The following is an 18,109-nucleotide window of genomic DNA, read 5'->3' as shown; positions in this document are numbered from 1 at the left end:
CAAGTATAAGGAGGTTTTTTTGTGAAAGATAAAAACGAAGCAGCCAATCATCACGATGATGATACACTGACAAACAGACAAGGGCATCCTGTCACCGATAATCAAAATGTGAGAACTGTGGGTAATCGTGGCCCCACGACCCTTGAAAATTACGATTTTCTTGAAAAAATCAGTCACTTTGACAGAGAGCGGATTCCAGAGCGTGTTGTCCACGCAAGAGGTGCTGGAGCACATGGCTACTTTGAAGCTTATGGAACTGTAGGAGATGAACCAGCCTCCACCTATACAAGAGCTAAGTTATTTCAGGAAAAAGGTAAACGTACTCCTGTTTTTGTTCGTTTTTCCTCCGTTATACATGGCGGCAACTCCCCGGAAACCTTACGTGATCCGAGAGGTTTTGCCATAAAATTTTACACAGAAGATGGTAATTGGGATTTAGTCGGAAATAATTTGAAGATTTTCTTTATAAGAGATCCACTAAAGTTTCCAGATCTCGTTCATGCCTTTAAACCAGATCCAGTTACAAACCTTCAAGACGGTGAACGGATTTTTGATTTTGTTTCACAGTCACCAGAAGCCACGCATATGGTGACATTTCTTTTTTCTCCTTGGGGAATTCCTGCTAATTATAGATACATGCAAGGATCAGGCGTCAATACGTATAAATGGGTGAATAAAGAGGGGAAAGGCGTTCTCGTTAAATATCATTGGGAACCGAAACAAGGCATTAGAAACTTGACACAGCAAGAAGCTGAAAACATTCAAGCGAAAAATTTCAACCACGCGACTCAAGATTTATATGAAGCGATTGACGAAGGTGATTACCCTGAATGGGAGCTTTTCGTGCAAATTTTAACGGATGATGATCATCCCGAATTAGATTATGACCCCCTTGACCCAACAAAGCTCTGGTATAAAGAAGATGTCCCTTGGCAGCCTGTAGGTAAGATGGTACTAAATAAAAACCCAGAGGACTATTTTGCAGAAGTGGAACAAGCCGCTTTTGGTACAGGCGTGCTCGTGGATGGACTTGATTTTTCAGATGACAAGCTACTGCAGGGGCGAACTTTCTCATATTCTGATACACAGCGTTACCGTGTGGGCTCAAATTACTTACAGTTACCAATTAATTCTCCGAAAAAGCATGTGTCCACGAATCAGCGAGCTGGCCAAATGAACTATTATGTGGACAAAGGTGACAATCAAAATCCACATGTCAATTACGAGCCTTCTATTATTGGCGGTTTAAAAGAAGCACAGCAAGACGGTAAAGATCACACCCCTTATGTAGAAGGTGATGTAAAACGAGAAGCTATCGATCGGCAAAATAATTTCAAGCAAGCTGGTGAAACTTATCGACGATTTAGCGAATTTGAACGAAGTGAGCTTATCAACAATTTGGTAAATGCTTTAAAGCCGTGTCGACAAGACATTCAAGAGCAGATGATAGACCATTTCAAAAAAGCCGATCCTGATTATGGTAGAAGAGTTGCTGAAGGGCTTAAGAAGAAAGAGGATAACAGTGATGAGAGTCATCGGAACCCAATAGGAGCTACTGAATCAGAATCAGCAGTGCGACAGGCAGAAGCAGAAAGTCATCCATCAGACCCTTATTAATTGAAGAAGGCGTGAAAACGAGACAGAGATCGTCGTCTCCGTCTCGTTTTTACATGTACCTTAAGAGCATGTTCTATAGGAACAGGTCTTAACAATCGTAGGAAAAAGAAGTGGTCTTTATAAAGCTACCACGACATTTTCTACTATATATTAGGAAAGCTCATAACAACTTCAAAATCCACAAATTACTAGACTCATCTAACATGTATTCCTTAATTCCAAAAAATTTCTTATAGTCTACAATCGCTTGAAAACACACTCTCGTTGTGTCTCAAACTGCTCTTTTTTATAGAAATTTTTCGCTGACTCATTTTTGACCCAATAGTCTAATTCAACAATGGTGATATCTTTCTCCTTTGCAATCCGATAAATTGAGGCCATTAAAAGTGAGCCTCCCCCTTTATGTCTTTTTTCCTCAATAATACTGATCTGATGAACATAAAGTGATTTATACCCTTTTATAAATGGGTTTTCCGGATAGTCTCGAATTTCGATCCACGCGTAGCCTACTGCCTTTTCATCTTCCTCCAATAGAAGAAAAATAAAATGATCGCTTTCCACCAGTCGATTAAAAACGTTGTAAATGTCCCTTTCATTATACTTATGAAAGAATTCTGGGTAGAGTGTATAATGAAGCTCCTGTACAGGTCTGTTTAGTTGACTAATAAGCTTTGCGTCCTTCACTTGCCTTACTTTCATATAACCCTCCTTATACACATTGTAACTTGACTCTGAAATCACGACCATTGCTCTTGGTAGTGTATTCAGTTCAGCAAGTAAGCGTTAATTTTTCTAAGAATGGTTTTATGATATTAATACCAACTTTTCGCCTTTCGTACATATAGAAAACTGAGTGGGATTTTACTCCCACCCAGTTTAAAAGCTTTTGACCTTTGCTATCATTAGGCTTCTTTTCTCATTGTACTCACTGTGCTACTTTCAACCGCTTTTTTAGGCGTTGTTTCCGAAATAGTATACCAGTAAGCTCCTCCTACAAACACAATCCCACCGATCATATTCCCAATTGTGACTGGGACGAGGTTAGCTCCCATTCCAAAAAGAGACACTGTTTCAGGATGTGGTACCATTAACCCGATAGAGAGGAGAGTCATATTGGCAATACTATGCTCAAAGCCCGAAGTAATAAACGCAAATAAACACCAAAAGATCACAATTAATTTTGCAGTATCGTCTTTTAATTTAAAAGCACACCAAATGGCTAGACAAACTAAAATGTTACATAAAATACCACGCACAAGTAATTCCATAAACGGCGCATTCATTTTCACACTTGCCGTTGTGGTAATAAAGTCGGCAGTAGCCCCTTCCCAAAGGCCTGAATAGTAATAAAGAACAGCCACAAGCACGGACCCTGCAAAGTTACCAAGGAAACCATATCCCCAAATGCGCCAAGTATCTTTCCAAGATGTTCGTTTTTCCAACGTTCCGATCGTCATAATCATATTGTTTCCTGTAAATAAATCAGCCCCTGCCATTAAAACAAGGCTTAACGCTATACCAAACGACACCCCCATCACTATGCGTGTCGCCGCGACACTTATAGGTGATAATAAGCCGCCAATCGTAAAAATTAAAATAATACCTAATCCTACAAAAAAGCCTGCCATCATGGCGGAAACAAAATATTTTGTTTTACTTGTATTTAATTGATCGACTCTTTGAACAGCCGCTTGACTAAATGACTGGATAACGTCTTTCATCTCAATCGTCCCCTTATTTTCAGATAAGTTAAGTATCATTAAAGCTTGGGTTAAACCGTTAATTAGTAGATAGACTTTTTAGCACCTTTCATCTATCCATCAGTTCAGAAACATTTCTATTTTTATAACACACATTGTGATGATAATTTTCCTTTAACAGGCACATAACATTTGTGAAAAAATGAGCAAATCCAACTAGAAAATAAGCATGTCTTTTCTAACTTATTTTGCGACACCTTATTTCCAATAACCTAACGCTAATTCGCGTTGTACTTCTTCATCTATCTTTGTAAAACCCTTTTCTTCTGCGTACGCTTTGACACGTTGACCAATATAAGCGAACGATATTGTCTTAATCCAATTATCTCTATAGCCATATGATTTTAAAGCTGCTAAAAACCAATCAACTGACGATTGACTAGGAAAAACAACGGTTTCCCATGTTTCCTCGTTTAATAAACGTTTATCTATCACTTCAAATCTATCATCTATCTGCAAATGATGAGTGGTGATTAGCTTTGAGTTATCCTCGGCGGATATAGGTTTATTAACGTAACCGACTTTTATCATCTCATGAGACGGTTCAGTTATTTTTTCTGATCGAATCCCGATAGAAAGAAGAACTTTCTTTGTTTTTTCCGACAATGAATAAATCTGTCGTGGCAGATCTCGGATATCGTAACCGTGAGCTAACAGCGATTCAATCAGAATCGTCACACTCTCAGGTGATAAAAATACGAGTTTTTCCGCTAACCGAATTTGTTTTAACTCGTGTGAAGAAATAGACTTCTTCTCCGTTTTTAAAGTAGGAAATGCATACGCCTCTCCCCCTTCATTAAGGAAATAGCGTTCTAATTTACTTTCCTCAGCAGACGCTTTAGCAATTAAAAGTCGCTTTCCGAACATTCTTTTTTCCTCATACCACGCCAGTTTTTGACGTAATGCTACGACATCACCGATAATTGTCATGGCAGGGTTTTGAATATTATTTGCCTTCACTTCATCGGAAATGGTTAAAAGTGTTCCTTCCACCGTGCGTTGTTTTCCTGTAGTAGCCCATTCAATGACGGCCACTTTCGTTTCTGGAGGAAAACCTTTATTGATTAGCACTTGACAGTGATGATAAAGGTTTTTCACTCCCATATAGTAAGCGATTGTATCCCCTAGCTCATCATCTGAATGTGTTTTTAACTCGTTCTCTTGACAGGAATGGCCTGTTCTAAGGGTAAAACTAGCGCTATAATCACGATGCGTAACCGGCATGCCAGCATAACTCGCTGCCGCAATACTTGATGTCACGCCAGGAACAATCTCGTAATCAATGCCTTCGTTACGTGCGGCTTCTGCTTCTTCGCCAACCCGGCCGAAGACAGACGGATCGCCGCCCTTTAAGCGGACAACCCGTTTCCCTGCCAATGCCATCTCAATTAATGTGTCGTTAATTTTTTCTTGGCGCATTACATGTCTATCTGGTAGCTTCCCGCAGTAGATTAACTGACAGTTAGCTTTTGTATATCTAAGAAGACGCGGATTTGCTAGCCGATCATATAGGACAACCTCTGCTTTTTCCAAACATTGGCGGCCTTTTTCTGTTAAAAGACCTACGTCCCCTGGACCTGCTCCAACAAATGATACAAACCCTCCCATAACCTTTCACCACCTACAAGGATACGTAAATCTCCCCGTTTTTTAAAATCACGTCGTAGGTTGGTACAGTCCCTTCATCCGGCGGCTGTACGTGACCTGTTACTAATGAAACTTTCCAATCTTGCAACGGACAATAGACAAACTCACCTGACACGATCCCTTCTGCAAGTGGTCCATTTGTATGAGGACAGCGACTTCCAATCGCTCGTACCTCTCCATTGCTTAATCGAAATAAAGCAATTGATTCATTTTTTATATGAACTTCTTTTCCAATTAAAATAGGTAACTGATCAAGCTGCATAACGTATACGTGTTCTTTCGTGATACTCATGCTTTTCCCCTCCTTGTGCTATAAAAATCTACATATTTTAATACTATCATAAGCTTTTCATGTTAAATTTTAATGACGTCATAAAGCTTCTTTTCGTCGTTTTTCTTAAGCATAGCACTCCAAGCTTCATGGTAAGTGTCACGAGCTAAAGTAAAACGGTCAACATAGTAATCACGCTGCTCGTTATCCATTAAAACGGTTTTAATCGTATCAATACCTAATCGTTCAACCCATGGGGCGGTTCTTTCACCATAAATCCCTGTTTCACGGTAATATTGCATATAAGCTTTCGCATACATAATCACTTCTTCTTCAGTAGCAACAATTTTGAGATAATCACATTCCCTTACTTCAGTACCGCCATTTCCACCAATATAAAGTTGGTAGCCATTTTCCACACAGACGACGCCAAAATCTTTTGTTAGCACTTCCGCACAGTTTCTTGGACAGCCAGTCACACCCATTTTCATTTTATGTGGGGTATCAACCATTTCTAATTCCTTTTCTAATTTAATACCAAGCCCTAATGAATCTTGGGTACCAAAACGGCAGAATAAGGAGCCTACACATGATTTAACGTTACGTAATGATTTGGAATAAGCGTAGCCAGAACGCATTTCTAAGTCTTCCCACACGTGTGGCAGATCTTCTTTTTTCACACCGTAAAGGCCAATTCTACTGGCGCCCGTAATTTTCACGAGAGGGACATCATATTTTTTCGCTACTTCGCCCATTCGAATGAGTTCATCAGCGGTTGTTGTGCCCCCGTACATACGAGGAATAACAGAAAACGTGCCATCCTTCTGGATATTCCCTTCCATTCGTTCATTAACAAAACGAGAGGATTTGTCGTCTTCATAATCAGCAGGGCGAATCATTCTCATATAATAATTCAATGCTGGCCGGCACTTTGAACAGCCTTCTGGATGTTTAAATCCAAGAACATATCGGACTTCCATTGGAGATTGAAGACCCTTTTCTTTAATTTCCGCTACAACTTCATCGCGAGACTTATCCGTACATTCACACATCCCGTTCGTTTGAGCTGCTGCATCAAAGTTATCTCCCAGTGTAAGAGAAAGAATCCCTTCAACCATCGGTCGGCATTTACCACAGGAGCCTCCTGCTTTTGTGCATTTCTTCACATCGTCAAACGTTGTTAAATCTTCTTCAAGGATAGACTGAACAATTGTTCCTTTAGTCACACCGTTACAGCCACAAACCGTTTCGTCGGCAGGCATCTCAGCCAGTAGAGTAGCTTCATCCTCTGCCTCACCCGCTTTTTGAAAGACGGCAGCTGTTGTATATTCAGATATATCGGTTCCTTTCTTCAGCATTGAGAACAACCGATTACCGTCACTAGCATCCCCGTAGAGGACAATGCCAGTTATTTTGTTGTCTTCTACTAATATTTTTTTATACACACCAGCAACGGCGTCTTGCACGACGATCGCCTCAGTCTCATCGTCTTCATTTATTTTCCCACCGGAAAATAAATCACACCCTGCTACTTTAAGTTGAGTAGATAGAATACTTCCTTCATAGCCAGGTCCTTCTTTACCTGTTAACGTATCAGCTAAGACTTGACCTTGTTCATACAAAGGCGCAACTAATCCATAAGCAACGCCTCGATGCTCTGCACATTCTCCGACAGCATAAATGGATGGGTCTGCTGTACGCATATAGTCATCCACAACAATACCACGATTCACTTCTAATCCGCAGTCTTTTGCAAGTGCCACATTTGGACGAATGCCTACGGCCATAACAACTAAATCACATGCAAGCTCTTCCCCGTCGTTAAAGCGCACACCTTCCACAACTGTCTCACCAACAATTTCTGCGGTTTGCTTCTCCATTTTAAATATCATACCTTGTTTTTCTAAATCTTTTTTCAACATTCTGGCAGCTGGTGCGTCCAATTGTTGTTCCATCAGAGTAGGTAATAGGTGAACGACATAAACTTCCATTCCACGATCGATCAGACCCCTTGCCGCTTCAAGACCTAACAATCCCCCTCCGATCACCACCGCTTTCTTTTTCGTTTCAGCAATGGTTATCATTTTCTCTGTGTCTTCTATCGTTCTAAAGCCAATAACGCCATCTAAGTCACTCCCAGGGACGGGAAGAATAAATGCACTGGACCCTGTGGCGATAATGAGATCATCATAAGAAATGTCACTCCCTTTATCCGTTGACACTGCCTGTCTATCTCGATCTATCCCAGTTACTTTTTCCCCAGTTATAAGCTTGATATTGTTTTCTTTATACCACTCCCACTCGTTAATAATAATGTCGTCTAGTTCTGTTTTACCTTGTAAAACGTTAGATAACATAATCCGATTGTAGTTCGGGTGCGGTTCCTCCCCAATAATCGTTATGTCATAGCTTGAATTATCTCTTTTCAGCAGTTCTTCTAAGCTTCGAACACCAGCCATGCCATTCCCTATCATTACAAGCTTTTTCATATTAAAACGTCCTTTCTATTAATGTTCACTAGTTCACATAACTAAATAAAAAATAAAAACATCAAATTGTGAAAGTATTCACTTTTATAAACATATTGCTTTAATAAGTATAGTTAAAGGATACCAAGAGAAATGATAATCCACTGTGATAAAAATCACACCTTGCCATATATGGTTAACTAAGGAGTAAAACGTGTTGTTCCTTTAATTACAGGGATTTTAACGAAAAAAATCACTTTATTAACACATCTAGTGACGATTGAGAGGACTACATTGTCACAAAGATGCCTTAAACGTGCATTAACGTCAAAAAACCGTCACTCAATGAACGACGGTTATCTTTGATTTTTTCTTATGAGATCTTTCGGTTACGATTCACTTATCGTTTAACGATTCTAATTGTTTATTCATTCGACTCAATTGTCTAATGATCATCCAATTCTGCTCGACTAATGCTGATAAGTACGTTACTTTAGCCTGTTCTTCAGCTTTTGCAAAGCTAAATGCCATCCCCATTTTGAATAATTTATTTCCAATAAGGTCTTCAGCAATACGTTGTAGAACAATTAAATCCTTATCATCCAGCTCCTCTAATTGATACCGCTTCATAAATTTCTCTAGCTTCTTTACATCTTTTGGTTTTTCTTCTTTCCCGCCAAATAACCCCAATGTGTTTTTCCTCCTTTGGTAAACTAAAATAGTGCTCGATCCTCACCTTAGTTTGAGAAAAAACGTAAGATGTATGCTTTTTTAACTGATTTATGATCATATTTACTTTTGGGATCATGAACAAGAGTCTGAAACTCCAGATGATATGTTTTTTTTAGCAAGTGATATTGACGCCTTTTTAAATATGCTATATGAAGATGCTGAAAGCTAGGTGGAATGGGCTCCTGTTCCCCCTCTCAACTCCTGGGGTGCTGCCTCATTTTTTAAGGATATAGCTGTCCTCTGATTAAATTTTGAAACTATGTAAAAGATGATGAATAATATTAAAATGAAGAATAAGCCTAACTTGCCTGAAGAGAGAGGGTTACTATGGATTATTTACCTAATAGAAAACAAAGGCTTAATGTCCCTCGCCTCATCTTTTTCAACATCTGAAACATTCGAACCCCTGCAATCGGAAGATTTATTTAAGCTTTTGGAGGAATAATTTATGAAAATACAGGATAACTACTATTTTAAAAAGAGACGTGAACAAGATAATTCCCCACTAGATGAATGGTATAATACTTTAATAAATAAAGATGTTAACGAAATAGACGTATTTGATCTATGTAAAATGATTAGACAAAACATTTTAATAGACTTAGCAGTAAATAAAGCCACAGAGGTTCTTAGGACTAATCCTCTAGAAGGTGACGTTTATGATGGACAATTAATAGAATTACTTTACTCTATTGATTATAAGGAAATAAAAGAGCATACCAATTCACTGCAAAAAATATTGCAAAAAGTAAAACAAACTATAGAAATTGACGATTTCATGTGTGAAGAAGACTATAATGAATATATGGATTTAGTAGACAATTTTATAGTGAAATTAAATCGCTTGTAAAAAAAGACGGTGAATCTCGGATCAGTGTGTGGTGTCAATCCATTCAGCAGACACTATCAGACATTTATTCTACGCAACATACAGAATTGGCGTTCAATAACTTCATCACCCGTTATCATCTTCTACACTCTTTTGCTCCTGACACGCTGAACTTGGATAAACAGGACCAAAAAAATTATCTATCAACAATTGGTCGATTGCTCTTTCATTGTAAAATGAGACAGTTGAACGCTTTCTTTTTGTTGTTTTGACAAGTTCAACAATACAAAAACATGTTGTATATTAAGTAGAAATGTTACTTTGCTATTTTCCTGCAGCTATGTTAGCTTTCACTTCTTCCACACACTCTACCTCAAACCCTAGGTCTACTAACATCTTATGATCCTCAGTGTCTTCTTGACCTGACGTGGTTAAGTAATCTCCAACAAAAATAGCGTTTGCTGCATATAGTCCAAAAGGTTGTAAAGAGCGGAGATTTACTTCCCTTCCGCCAGAAATGCGAATTTCCTTTGTTGGATTAACAAAACGGAAAAGCGCTAATACCTTTAAACAATACATTGGATTTAATTCATTTACGCCTTCTAAAGGTGTACCATCAATGGCATGTAAAAAGTTCACTGGAATGGAATCTGCATCTAACAATTTTAAGCTGTTTGCCATGTCCACGATGTCTTGCTTCGATTCTTTCATCCCAACAATGACACCTGAACAAGGAGACATCCCAGCATTTTTCACCATTTCTACTGTATTTACTCGGTCATCATAGGTGTGCGATGTGGTTATATTAGAATGATTTTTTTCCGATGTATTGATATTATGATTATATCTATCAACTCCTGCTTCCTTTAACCGTAACGCTTGTTCCGGCTTTAATAATCCAAGACAAGCACATATTTTCATGCCATAAGTTGCTTTTATTTCTTTTACAGCAGTCACTACATGATCAATTTCCTTATTTGAAGGGCCACGTCCACTTGCCACAATACAATATGTTCCAACATTTAAGTCATTGGCACGTTTTGCTCCCTTTAGGAGAGTCTCTTTATCTACCATTTTATATGTATCAATAGGCGCATTTGAAATAGAGGACTGAGAACAGTAGCCACAATTCTCTGGACAGAGGCCTGATTTTGCATTCACAATTATATTTAGCTTTACTTTTTTGCCGTAGTACCGCTTACGAATTTGAAAGGAAGCATGCATCAGCAATAAAATATCTTCATCAGGACATTCCAAAATAGAAAGTGCCTCGTTATTTGCAATACTTTCACCCTCTAACGCCTTATTGGCAAGCTTTATCCATTGATCCATGTTGTTCCCTCCATTTTTACATCAATATCGTTTTCCTAAGTCATTTATGGATGAATATCAGTAAACGTCACACTATTTAGGCAGGAGCTAACGAAGGCTAACGTCTTGATTCAAGCAACGATCGATCACGAGAAAAAGAACGAAAATGTCCACTGATTGTAGATTCGTTATAAAATGTCAGAATAATTAATTGTTAACCTAAAACAAATATAGTTAACAATATAAATAATAAATACATCACCCTATTTTGTCAATTGGGTGATGTATTTATTTTGGAATGTAAAGAGTTTACAGAGCTTCTTTCTTAGGATCCAAGCTTGTAGGGATGATACTTTGACCTAGGGTTTGCCCTTCTGTTAAACAACTTCATATAAGTACAAACACCGAAAATTGTGAAAAGTATGTCCGTACCTACGCGAATGAGTAAATCGAAGTCAAATTCAATTATTGTAAACAAAAAAACATGATTCATCGACCAATTTAATCCGAAAATAATAGCTCCAAAAAATAACCCTTGAAACGCTATAGACTTCTCCCTGTTTTCTGGTTGCATAAGATAATAGGTCGTTCCCACCCACAATCCAAGACCCAGTGTCCAGAAAAATGTCCCCGCCGGCTTTATATCGTACACAGAGCTTATATTCAGTAAAGTGTAAGCCAAGTATCTGCCACTAACATACAATAGGGCTATAATAAAAACAACTAACACATTATGATTGCTACTTTTCTGGACTCGATCAGTTCCCACAGCCATTCCTAGCAAAGTACCAGAAATTACAAAGGAAACAAAATCCGGCAACCCCATCAACAATTCGGTAAAGACAGTCGTATCAAATAATAGCGCCGATTCAAACATTCCAATAAAGTACAGTCCACCTATGGAAAGACCATATAAAAAACCTTTCTTCAGTTTCTTACCGGGAAGTCTTTTTTGGACGAATAGAAAAACGAGGGAAAACACGCTAAATGTTAACACCTCCCAAACTAAAAGTGCAGGGATAAGCATATCGTTTTTTACAAAGATACTTGGTTCTCCTAATGAGATATTGGCTGATTCTATGGGAGAAATTGTATGTAAAATAATATTCAATAGGATACTTACAATAATAATCACAATCATTTTCCACCAAACCTCATATACAATTTTCATTATTGATCCTCCTCTTTTATTAGCAATTTATACAACTGTTTGAGATTTGATAATATCCTTACACATGTCTCTTCCTTGCAGCTTGTAGGACTACGATCGCTAATCATTTTACAAACTTCACCGTGCAAGTAGCTATGCAGTATATTAGCAACTGTATTTGCTTTTTCTTCTGTAAGCATTCCACCACTGGCTTTTATAAGCAAATTATTAAACCCTTCCATAGGTCTAACTAATATTTCAGCAGTTGAAGCGGTTGGAGTTCCATCTATTGATTCAAACCAGACTATCCTATACCATTCTGGATGCATTAATGAAAATTCTAGTATAGCTTCCAGTGCAGCATAAAACTTCTCTTCATCATTAGTTGTAGAGACAACATTTACCTCTACATGATCAATCATTTTAAGTAATATTTGCTCCAGTGTCTCCCAAATTATTTCATCAAAACTATTAAAATAATTGTATAGATTTGTATGGGCACATCCGATCTCCTTAGCAATCCCCCTTAGATTTACATTTTTCAAACCTTTATTTTGCTCAATCAACCGTAATGCAGTCTCAATTATTAGTTCTTTACTCACATCATTCTTAGCCCTTTTCACATGATCAACTCCTTCATTACCAACGGTAATTACCATTGGTAATATAATAACAAAAAAATCATTTTATAAGTGTCATTTCAAGTAAAGTTCACAAAAATTTACTTTATTAAACTTTTTCTTTTAATAATGAAAACGTTTCATAATTTCTATAAAAAGGTATCTAGAAAATATGAATGCTATACTTTATTTGAAATTTTCCGATAAAATACTAATCAAACATACTAAAATACCGCCCATCAGTCATGTGGCCGGTATTTTTTACGTTGGACTTCCTGTTCTTTTTTATTATTTCTTTTAGGAATATCTTGTTTTTTTCTTTAACGAGCTTAACAAACTAACAGCCCCCTACCAACCTCTATCCCACTCCCAAAATTTTGCCCCTTGTGCAACACAGAAATAATTAAACCACTCATCAAATTTTAAATTCCCAATATATTCGGGCTCATCGAATGAGACACCTGTTTGCATCCAGAAAATATATCCTCGTTTATCTTTGTTAGGAGCTAGTACCAATGACTCGTCAAACCCTGCGCCAATAGGTAACCAACCTTCTGGCCAATCATCATCATAACTATAATGTAAGAGGATTTCATCGACACTAAACAGTTCAAAACTACTTCTCTCCTCTAGATCTACATACAATCGAGCGCCATTATGTAAAAGTAAAAACTCCTTGTATTCAGTGGGAAGATCACACGGTAATTTCTTCAGTTCTTTTTCTGTCGCTGGCTCGTTAAATGTAAACTGAACCTGAGTAGTTGTTCCATCTTCACATAAAATGGTTAATTTAGATTCTTTATTAAGTTGCCTTTTCAATGAATTAAGCGTATTTTTGAGAAGCAATTTTATCACCTACCTTCTAATTTAATCTATCTTTTCTACATAATCAGATAATTCATAAACATCATATTCTTCACTTTCGCTTTCTAAGTCTACAACATATACCGATACTTCCACATCAATTAATTCTGTTGTATCATACTTATCACTAATAGATGGGAATTCTAAATCTTCTATTGTCAAATCATAATTTTCATCAATGGGATTAATTAAATCTCTTTTAATTGCCAGTTGCTCTTCTAAAATTTGTTCCTCCTCTTCAATTATTTCATGAAAGTCAATATCTTTTAGATATTCATAAACATCTTGTTCAAAATCATTTAAAGTACTCATTTTTTCTATATCTGTCTTTAATTTCTTTAGTTGCAAATCAATCTTACTTAAATTATTTTCTTCCTCAATAATAAATCCATTAAGAGAAGGCTCTTCCACTATCTTTATATAATCTTCATCGATTCCTAAGCCTTCATGAGACTTAGAAGTACTTATGCTTGATGGAAACGAAAAGCTCACTACAAACACTATCAAAATCATTCTCTTCATAATATTTTATCTCCTAAAATGATATTTGCTACAAATAATGCGAACACCAAACAATGCTCTCCAATGCAAAAAAACAGTCCTCAAGAATTTTCACAGGACTCTGCAACTGTCAATTAGAATATAATATATCTCCTTGAATTAGAAATCAAGATAAAAATGTAAGAATCGTAATTATTTTCATCGTTTCTTAAGAGATTTTTTTAATAGGTAGATAAAAATCCAAATAAAAGTAATAATAATTGCGATATAAGTATAAAAAACTTATGAATACCATTAGAAAATAAAGTTTATTTTTTATAATTTTTTTGGTCGTAACTAAATATAGCACTTTTAAGAATCGAACGGCCAAAATATCAAACCCCCTGAAGCCTTTCGGCAACAGGGGGTTTGTATTATTAATAGGTTTGTAGGTACTGGTCTCCCAAGGGTGAATTTGTGTACGGATCGTGTTTCCTGTATAAAAACGACTAAAAACCATTATCAAAACACTGATATAACAACTTTTTAAAAATTGATTTTAAAACCAATTAAGAATGATTGATTTTATTTTAGGCAATATTAGGTCAACACAGATTTAATAAATAGGTTGACCTAATCTCCAGAACGGCTACCTTCCATACACAAAAAACATACAATAAACTTATCTTTAGTGGGCAAACGATGGGCATACCTCTTATTACCTATCTAATGCCGGGTTATAATCCGGATCGCTGTCTCCAACTGACTCTTCTTTCCCCTGTTTCAATTCTAATTTCCCTACTTCAATTGCTTGAATAATACCTGAGATCCCCATAAGAATTAACCCAGAAATTGTTGTAGATAAAAAGGCTCCAAAAGCTAACCACCATCGCTGTGGGTGGAGTTCTCCTTCGTCATACACTTTACCTGTAACACCAACTTCCGGTGGAATGATATAAAATCTAAAGCCAATAATAAGAGCTAAAATTGCCCCAATAATTATAATAGCTATACCTGATAAAAACATTAATCTACCAATACTACTTTCCATTTTTCTGACCCTCCTATTCTACACGCTTCCTATATAGGTAACAATAACCATTTGACAAAGAGAACGTTTGTTTGTATTTTAGGTGTTAACGAGGTGACAACATGACAGACGCAGAACGTAAAGTGTACCGTATCATATTTAATCATAACCATGTCAAAGGCCAGCACACTAAATATAACAATTTGCTTAAATTTACAGGTAAAACACCCAAAGACTTGGATAAAACACTCGCTACCCTTGTAGATAAGAAACTCATTTGGTGGGATAAGGATAAAAGTAAAGATGTGGCGTTGAGAGAGAAATAGTGACTTTAAGCCTACCAAGAGACTATCATGACTAGCCTAGTGATGTGCTAGTCTTTTATTTTGTCCATAGATAAATGACTAAGGACCTAAATCTTCTAATTTTTCACTTACAGTCGCATCCTATAACTTCTGAAAAATACGTCTATTTCCTTATTTAACCTTAAATTCATTTCCATTATTATGTATAGAAGCGTGTCTATCACGCTTTTTCAATTATAATTAAATAGGAAGTGAGCGTCTATTCAATGAGTATGAAGCAATTAGATGTAGATAAAGTTCATGAAGCGATTGATATCACCATTCAGGCGCTGCACGAGAAAGAAAAGCAAATACGTGACGTAGAAGTGGCGCTTAACAATTTCATTAACTTAGAAGATGCGTTTAGAGGCCCAGGCGGTCAAGCTATTCGCAATTTCTATGCCACCTGCCATATCCCATTCATTCAGTTCTTTAGACTGTTCATGCATGATTACGAGCACACGCTCCAGCAGATCAAACAATCTTTAGACATAGTGGAACCGGCATCAGGTGGCTTCATTGATCAAGCCTTCATTGAAAATGATGTCCATGATGGGCTCGACCGCGTCAGTAAAACGACGATGGCATTAACAGATTCGGTGAATGATACACTAAGAAGTATTCAAGACATTATCTCTATCCCACTTATTGATGACAGCGATGTCCAACAGGCCATTCATGTGGCCAAAAGAGAATCCAACGCGGTTGTTGACAAAGTGTTGCAATTTGACCACTCGGGCACAGCCTCGTTGCAGTCTATCAAGGAGTCCTTGCGAACATTAAGTAAGTACGTAATGGAGATGCACGGGGCCATGGATAGTGGTCATCTAAGTGTTAAAGGCTTTTCAGTCGACCAATTGCAGCATTTACCGTCACATGGTACGCTGACAGACGTGTTGGAAAATCGAGCATCACAAGTGGCCGAATTAACGGGGAGCTATCCAAAGCAACGTCTCAACGTACTTGATAGGACTTCTTTAGATGCTCTCGCACGCATTAGAAAAATAAGAAAGATGCAAGAACACCGAGAAAAACTCAAAAAGATATACACTGATGTGACTAAAAATGGACCAGGTGCTCTTCAAAAGGGGAAACAATATCTTAAAGACTTTGGTATGATTTCCAGTCGCATTCTTTTGTCTAATGCCACAATTAAAGAAGAGAAAAATTGGTTGGATAAAACAGCATTGAATACTTTTATTAGTTTTAAGACTTTTACTACAGGCACAGTTGATTTCTTTAAAGATAATCCAGCAGAAGGGATATCTATGGGCGCGGATTTTACGCCTGTGGTTAGTAATTTGAAGGCAGGCTATGAAACAGTATGGGGCGTTGATCCGATCACTGGACGTGAATTAGAGACTTGGGAACGTGTATTAGCTGGCGCTTCAGTTATCGGTGGACCATTACTTAAGGGCGCCAAGCGTGGTGGTAAGTTGGTTAATAATGCCGATAACGTTTCAGATGTTACTAGACAGAGTGATAATGTTAGTGATGTTGCAAGTGTTCCTAAGGGTACGGGTAACCTTGCAGAGTCGATGCTTAAATCCAATTCTGCTAAATCATGGGGAACTCTCGCTGATGGAACTAACCAAGGTGTTAAGCACTTCAATAATTATTGGGAGTTATACCCTGAACGAATCCCCTCATTAGCTAAGCGTTTAGGTGTGGACCCTAATGACTTTGCAAATACAGTTCAAGGATTTGAGAATTTCACCAACTCTGCTAAAAATGTAATGACTAATTATACTTCAATGAGAACAGTTGGTGATAAAACTATATATTTTGTCGAAGGTGCAGAAAAAGCTAAAAAGGGTGTTGCAGTAATTGTTCAGAATGGAAAGATTCAAACAATGATGCCAACTTCACCAAAAGACTTCTTAAAACTACAATAATAAGAGTATAGGGAGGTAATTATGCCTAGAGCTAGGATTAAAGAAATGAAATTTGATGGATATGAGAGACTCTATTTATTGGAGTTGACAGAATCGAATAATAAAGTATGGGCGTATGGTTTAGAACATGGTAATTATGTTGAGAGTGGATTTGAAATTATGGAAGAAATAGTTGAAAAGGAATGTGATTTTTCAATAGAGTGGGTTAACAAAATCAAGGTAGTTAGCTTTGATTATGACGAAATTGTACAAGATAAACTAGGCTCATCTCACACAGCATGCAATGTTACTGTTTCAAAAATAATAGACTTAGACTCATTTGAATTTTTTAGTAAGAGTTTAGGAACAGTTGTCGTGGAGCTTGAAAATGACGTTGATTTCTTGGAAGTTAACAGTAAGGTTTCATTTATAGGAAACCTACGTGTAGATTTTATTTAGATCCTGCCTACCAGATAATTTAATAAATAGGCGATTGTATATGGCAATCGCTTTTTAGTTCTTTAACACTCTCGCGAAATGTATGAAACAATCTCCCCTCTATGTGGGTGTGGAAACGCTATTCACACGCTTTATTTTAAAACTAGGCAGTACATAAGTAGCTAAAAGCAGGGGCCAATAAACCAACCACTGCTATTTTTATCACTTAAACAATATCTGAAACGTCTGATGTCCCCCAACCCCCTCCACTTGTAAGTTGTTCTGTCGTTGGAAAGTAAGAACAGCACTTCTTGTTTTGGATTCAAAGACACCATCTACAGCTCCTGGATCAATAAAAATTTTTGTCATGATCAATGCAAGAAAAAACGGCAGCTATATTCCTAAGTCCACTTTGTTCAATGCTTTCAGCAGGATACTTAAGAAATCCGACCTAGCCCCCTTGCCTATCCACTCTCTTAGACATACACATGCTGTTTTACTTTTAGAAGCAGGTATGGATCTGAAATATATCCAAGAACGTTTGGGGCACGGCAGTATCCAAATCACCGCAGATGTTTATTCACACATAAGTAAGAAGATACAAAAAGATAAAATGAAGAAGTTCGAGGACTATACGAAAAACATCCTCGATTAATTCTTTATAAAAATTTTAG

The 18,109-nt window shown here is 37.3% G+C and carries 18 protein-coding genes and 1 pseudogene; 6 read left to right on the top strand and 13 right to left on the bottom strand.

Annotated features, from left to right (window positions below; translation table 11 throughout):
* The first annotated feature begins 21 nt into the window (after positions 1 to 21).
* Positions 22 to 1,617: a catalase KatX gene (gene katX, locus BK581_RS01685; protein ID WP_078576524.1), complete on the top strand. Its 1,596-nt coding sequence runs from the start codon at positions 22 to 24 to the stop codon at positions 1,615 to 1,617.
* 237 nt (positions 1,618 to 1,854) lie between these two features.
* Here the strand turns inward: katX and BK581_RS01680 are convergent, their stop codons facing one another.
* The 6 genes from BK581_RS01680 to BK581_RS01655 all read right to left on the bottom strand — a co-directional run bounded on the left by BK581_RS01680 (position 1,855) and on the right by BK581_RS01655 (position 8,453).
* Positions 1,855 to 2,316 (bottom strand): GNAT family N-acetyltransferase, encoded by a 462-nt coding sequence (locus BK581_RS01680; RefSeq protein ID WP_078576522.1) that lies wholly within the window; start codon positions 2,314 to 2,316, stop codon positions 1,855 to 1,857.
* Positions 2,317 to 2,519: 203 nt separating this feature from the next.
* The gene (locus BK581_RS01675) at positions 2,520 to 3,338 is read right to left on the bottom strand and encodes a formate/nitrite transporter family protein (protein ID WP_078576521.1); all 819 of its coding nucleotides are present in this window, start codon (positions 3,336 to 3,338) and stop codon (positions 2,520 to 2,522) included.
* A gap of 237 nt (positions 3,339 to 3,575) precedes the next feature.
* Positions 3,576 to 4,985, bottom strand: coding sequence for a uroporphyrinogen-III C-methyltransferase (cobA, locus tag BK581_RS01670; RefSeq protein ID WP_078576519.1), 1,410 nt, complete (start codon positions 4,983 to 4,985; stop codon positions 3,576 to 3,578).
* A 13-nt stretch (positions 4,986 to 4,998) separates the two neighbouring features.
* A complete protein-coding gene (locus tag BK581_RS01665; RefSeq protein ID WP_078576517.1) occupies positions 4,999 to 5,316 on the bottom strand; it encodes a nitrite reductase (NAD(P)H) small subunit in 318 nt (105 codons plus the stop codon).
* Between the two features lie 62 nt (positions 5,317 to 5,378).
* Complete coding sequence (nirB, locus tag BK581_RS01660; RefSeq protein WP_078576516.1) at positions 5,379 to 7,784, bottom strand: nitrite reductase large subunit NirB; 2,406 nt, start codon at positions 7,782 to 7,784, stop codon at positions 5,379 to 5,381.
* 375 nt (positions 7,785 to 8,159) lie between these two features.
* On the bottom strand, positions 8,160 to 8,453 hold the full coding sequence (locus BK581_RS01655; RefSeq protein WP_078576514.1) for a hypothetical protein: 294 nt from the start codon (positions 8,451 to 8,453) through the stop codon (positions 8,160 to 8,162).
* Between the two features lie 490 nt (positions 8,454 to 8,943).
* Here BK581_RS01655 and BK581_RS01645 point away from each other — a divergent pair, with 490 nt between their 5' ends.
* Positions 8,944 to 9,345 (top strand): contact-dependent growth inhibition system immunity protein, encoded by a 402-nt coding sequence (locus tag BK581_RS01645; RefSeq protein WP_078576513.1) that lies wholly within the window; start codon positions 8,944 to 8,946, stop codon positions 9,343 to 9,345.
* Between the two features lie 303 nt (positions 9,346 to 9,648).
* Here BK581_RS01645 and bioB read toward each other — a convergent pair whose 3' ends face one another.
* The 6 genes from bioB to BK581_RS01615 all read right to left on the bottom strand — a co-directional run bounded on the left by bioB (position 9,649) and on the right by BK581_RS01615 (position 14,800).
* A complete protein-coding gene (bioB, locus tag BK581_RS01640) occupies positions 9,649 to 10,656 on the bottom strand; it encodes a biotin synthase BioB (protein ID WP_078576511.1) in 1,008 nt (335 codons plus the stop codon).
* A 304-nt stretch (positions 10,657 to 10,960) separates the two neighbouring features.
* Positions 10,961 to 11,806, bottom strand: a complete 846-nt coding sequence (locus BK581_RS01635) for a hypothetical protein (RefSeq protein WP_078576510.1) — start codon at positions 11,804 to 11,806, stop codon at positions 10,961 to 10,963.
* Positions 11,806 to 12,408: a TetR/AcrR family transcriptional regulator gene (locus BK581_RS01630; protein ID WP_095995515.1), complete on the bottom strand. Its 603-nt coding sequence runs from the start codon at positions 12,406 to 12,408 to the stop codon at positions 11,806 to 11,808. The genes BK581_RS01635 and BK581_RS01630 overlap by 1 nt, the downstream gene beginning before the upstream one ends.
* A 345-nt stretch (positions 12,409 to 12,753) precedes the next feature.
* The gene (locus BK581_RS01625; RefSeq protein ID WP_078576507.1) at positions 12,754 to 13,260 is read right to left on the bottom strand and encodes an SMI1/KNR4 family protein; all 507 of its coding nucleotides are present in this window, start codon (positions 13,258 to 13,260) and stop codon (positions 12,754 to 12,756) included.
* 12 nt (positions 13,261 to 13,272) lie between these two features.
* Positions 13,273 to 13,791: a hypothetical protein gene (locus BK581_RS01620; protein WP_078576505.1), complete on the bottom strand. Its 519-nt coding sequence runs from the start codon at positions 13,789 to 13,791 to the stop codon at positions 13,273 to 13,275.
* A gap of 676 nt (positions 13,792 to 14,467) precedes the next feature.
* The gene (locus tag BK581_RS01615; RefSeq protein WP_078576503.1) at positions 14,468 to 14,800 is read right to left on the bottom strand and encodes a hypothetical protein; all 333 of its coding nucleotides are present in this window, start codon (positions 14,798 to 14,800) and stop codon (positions 14,468 to 14,470) included.
* 101 nt (positions 14,801 to 14,901) lie between these two features.
* On the opposite strand from BK581_RS01615, the gene BK581_RS01610 reads away from it, so the two are divergent.
* The 3 genes from BK581_RS01610 to BK581_RS01600 all read left to right on the top strand — a co-directional run bounded on the left by BK581_RS01610 (position 14,902) and on the right by BK581_RS01600 (position 17,456).
* Complete coding sequence (locus tag BK581_RS01610; RefSeq protein ID WP_078576502.1) at positions 14,902 to 15,105, top strand: hypothetical protein; 204 nt, start codon at positions 14,902 to 14,904, stop codon at positions 15,103 to 15,105.
* Positions 15,106 to 15,350: 245 nt separating this feature from the next.
* The gene (locus BK581_RS01605) at positions 15,351 to 17,018 is read left to right on the top strand and encodes a T7SS effector LXG polymorphic toxin (protein ID WP_078576500.1); all 1,668 of its coding nucleotides are present in this window, start codon (positions 15,351 to 15,353) and stop codon (positions 17,016 to 17,018) included.
* Between the two features lie 21 nt (positions 17,019 to 17,039).
* Complete coding sequence (locus BK581_RS01600) at positions 17,040 to 17,456, top strand: hypothetical protein (protein WP_078576498.1); 417 nt, start codon at positions 17,040 to 17,042, stop codon at positions 17,454 to 17,456.
* A 201-nt stretch (positions 17,457 to 17,657) separates the two neighbouring features.
* On the opposite strand, the gene BK581_RS20540 is transcribed toward BK581_RS01600, so the two are convergent.
* On the bottom strand, positions 17,658 to 17,804 hold the full coding sequence (locus BK581_RS20540) for a peptidoglycan-binding domain-containing protein (protein ID WP_078576497.1): 147 nt from the start codon (positions 17,802 to 17,804) through the stop codon (positions 17,658 to 17,660).
* Here BK581_RS20540 and BK581_RS01590 point away from each other — a divergent pair.
* Positions 17,803 to 18,090, top strand: a pseudogene (locus BK581_RS01590) (tyrosine-type recombinase/integrase); the annotation flags it as partial. The gene BK581_RS20540 and the pseudogene BK581_RS01590 sit on opposite strands and share 2 nt — an antisense overlap.
* Between the last annotated feature and the right edge of the window lie 19 nt (positions 18,091 to 18,109).

Source organism: Salipaludibacillus agaradhaerens, assembly GCF_002019735.1.
Classification (GTDB): Bacteria; Bacillota; Bacilli; order Bacillales; family Salisediminibacteriaceae; genus Salipaludibacillus; species Salipaludibacillus agaradhaerens.
This window is presented reverse-complemented; position numbering and strand designations above follow the sequence as displayed.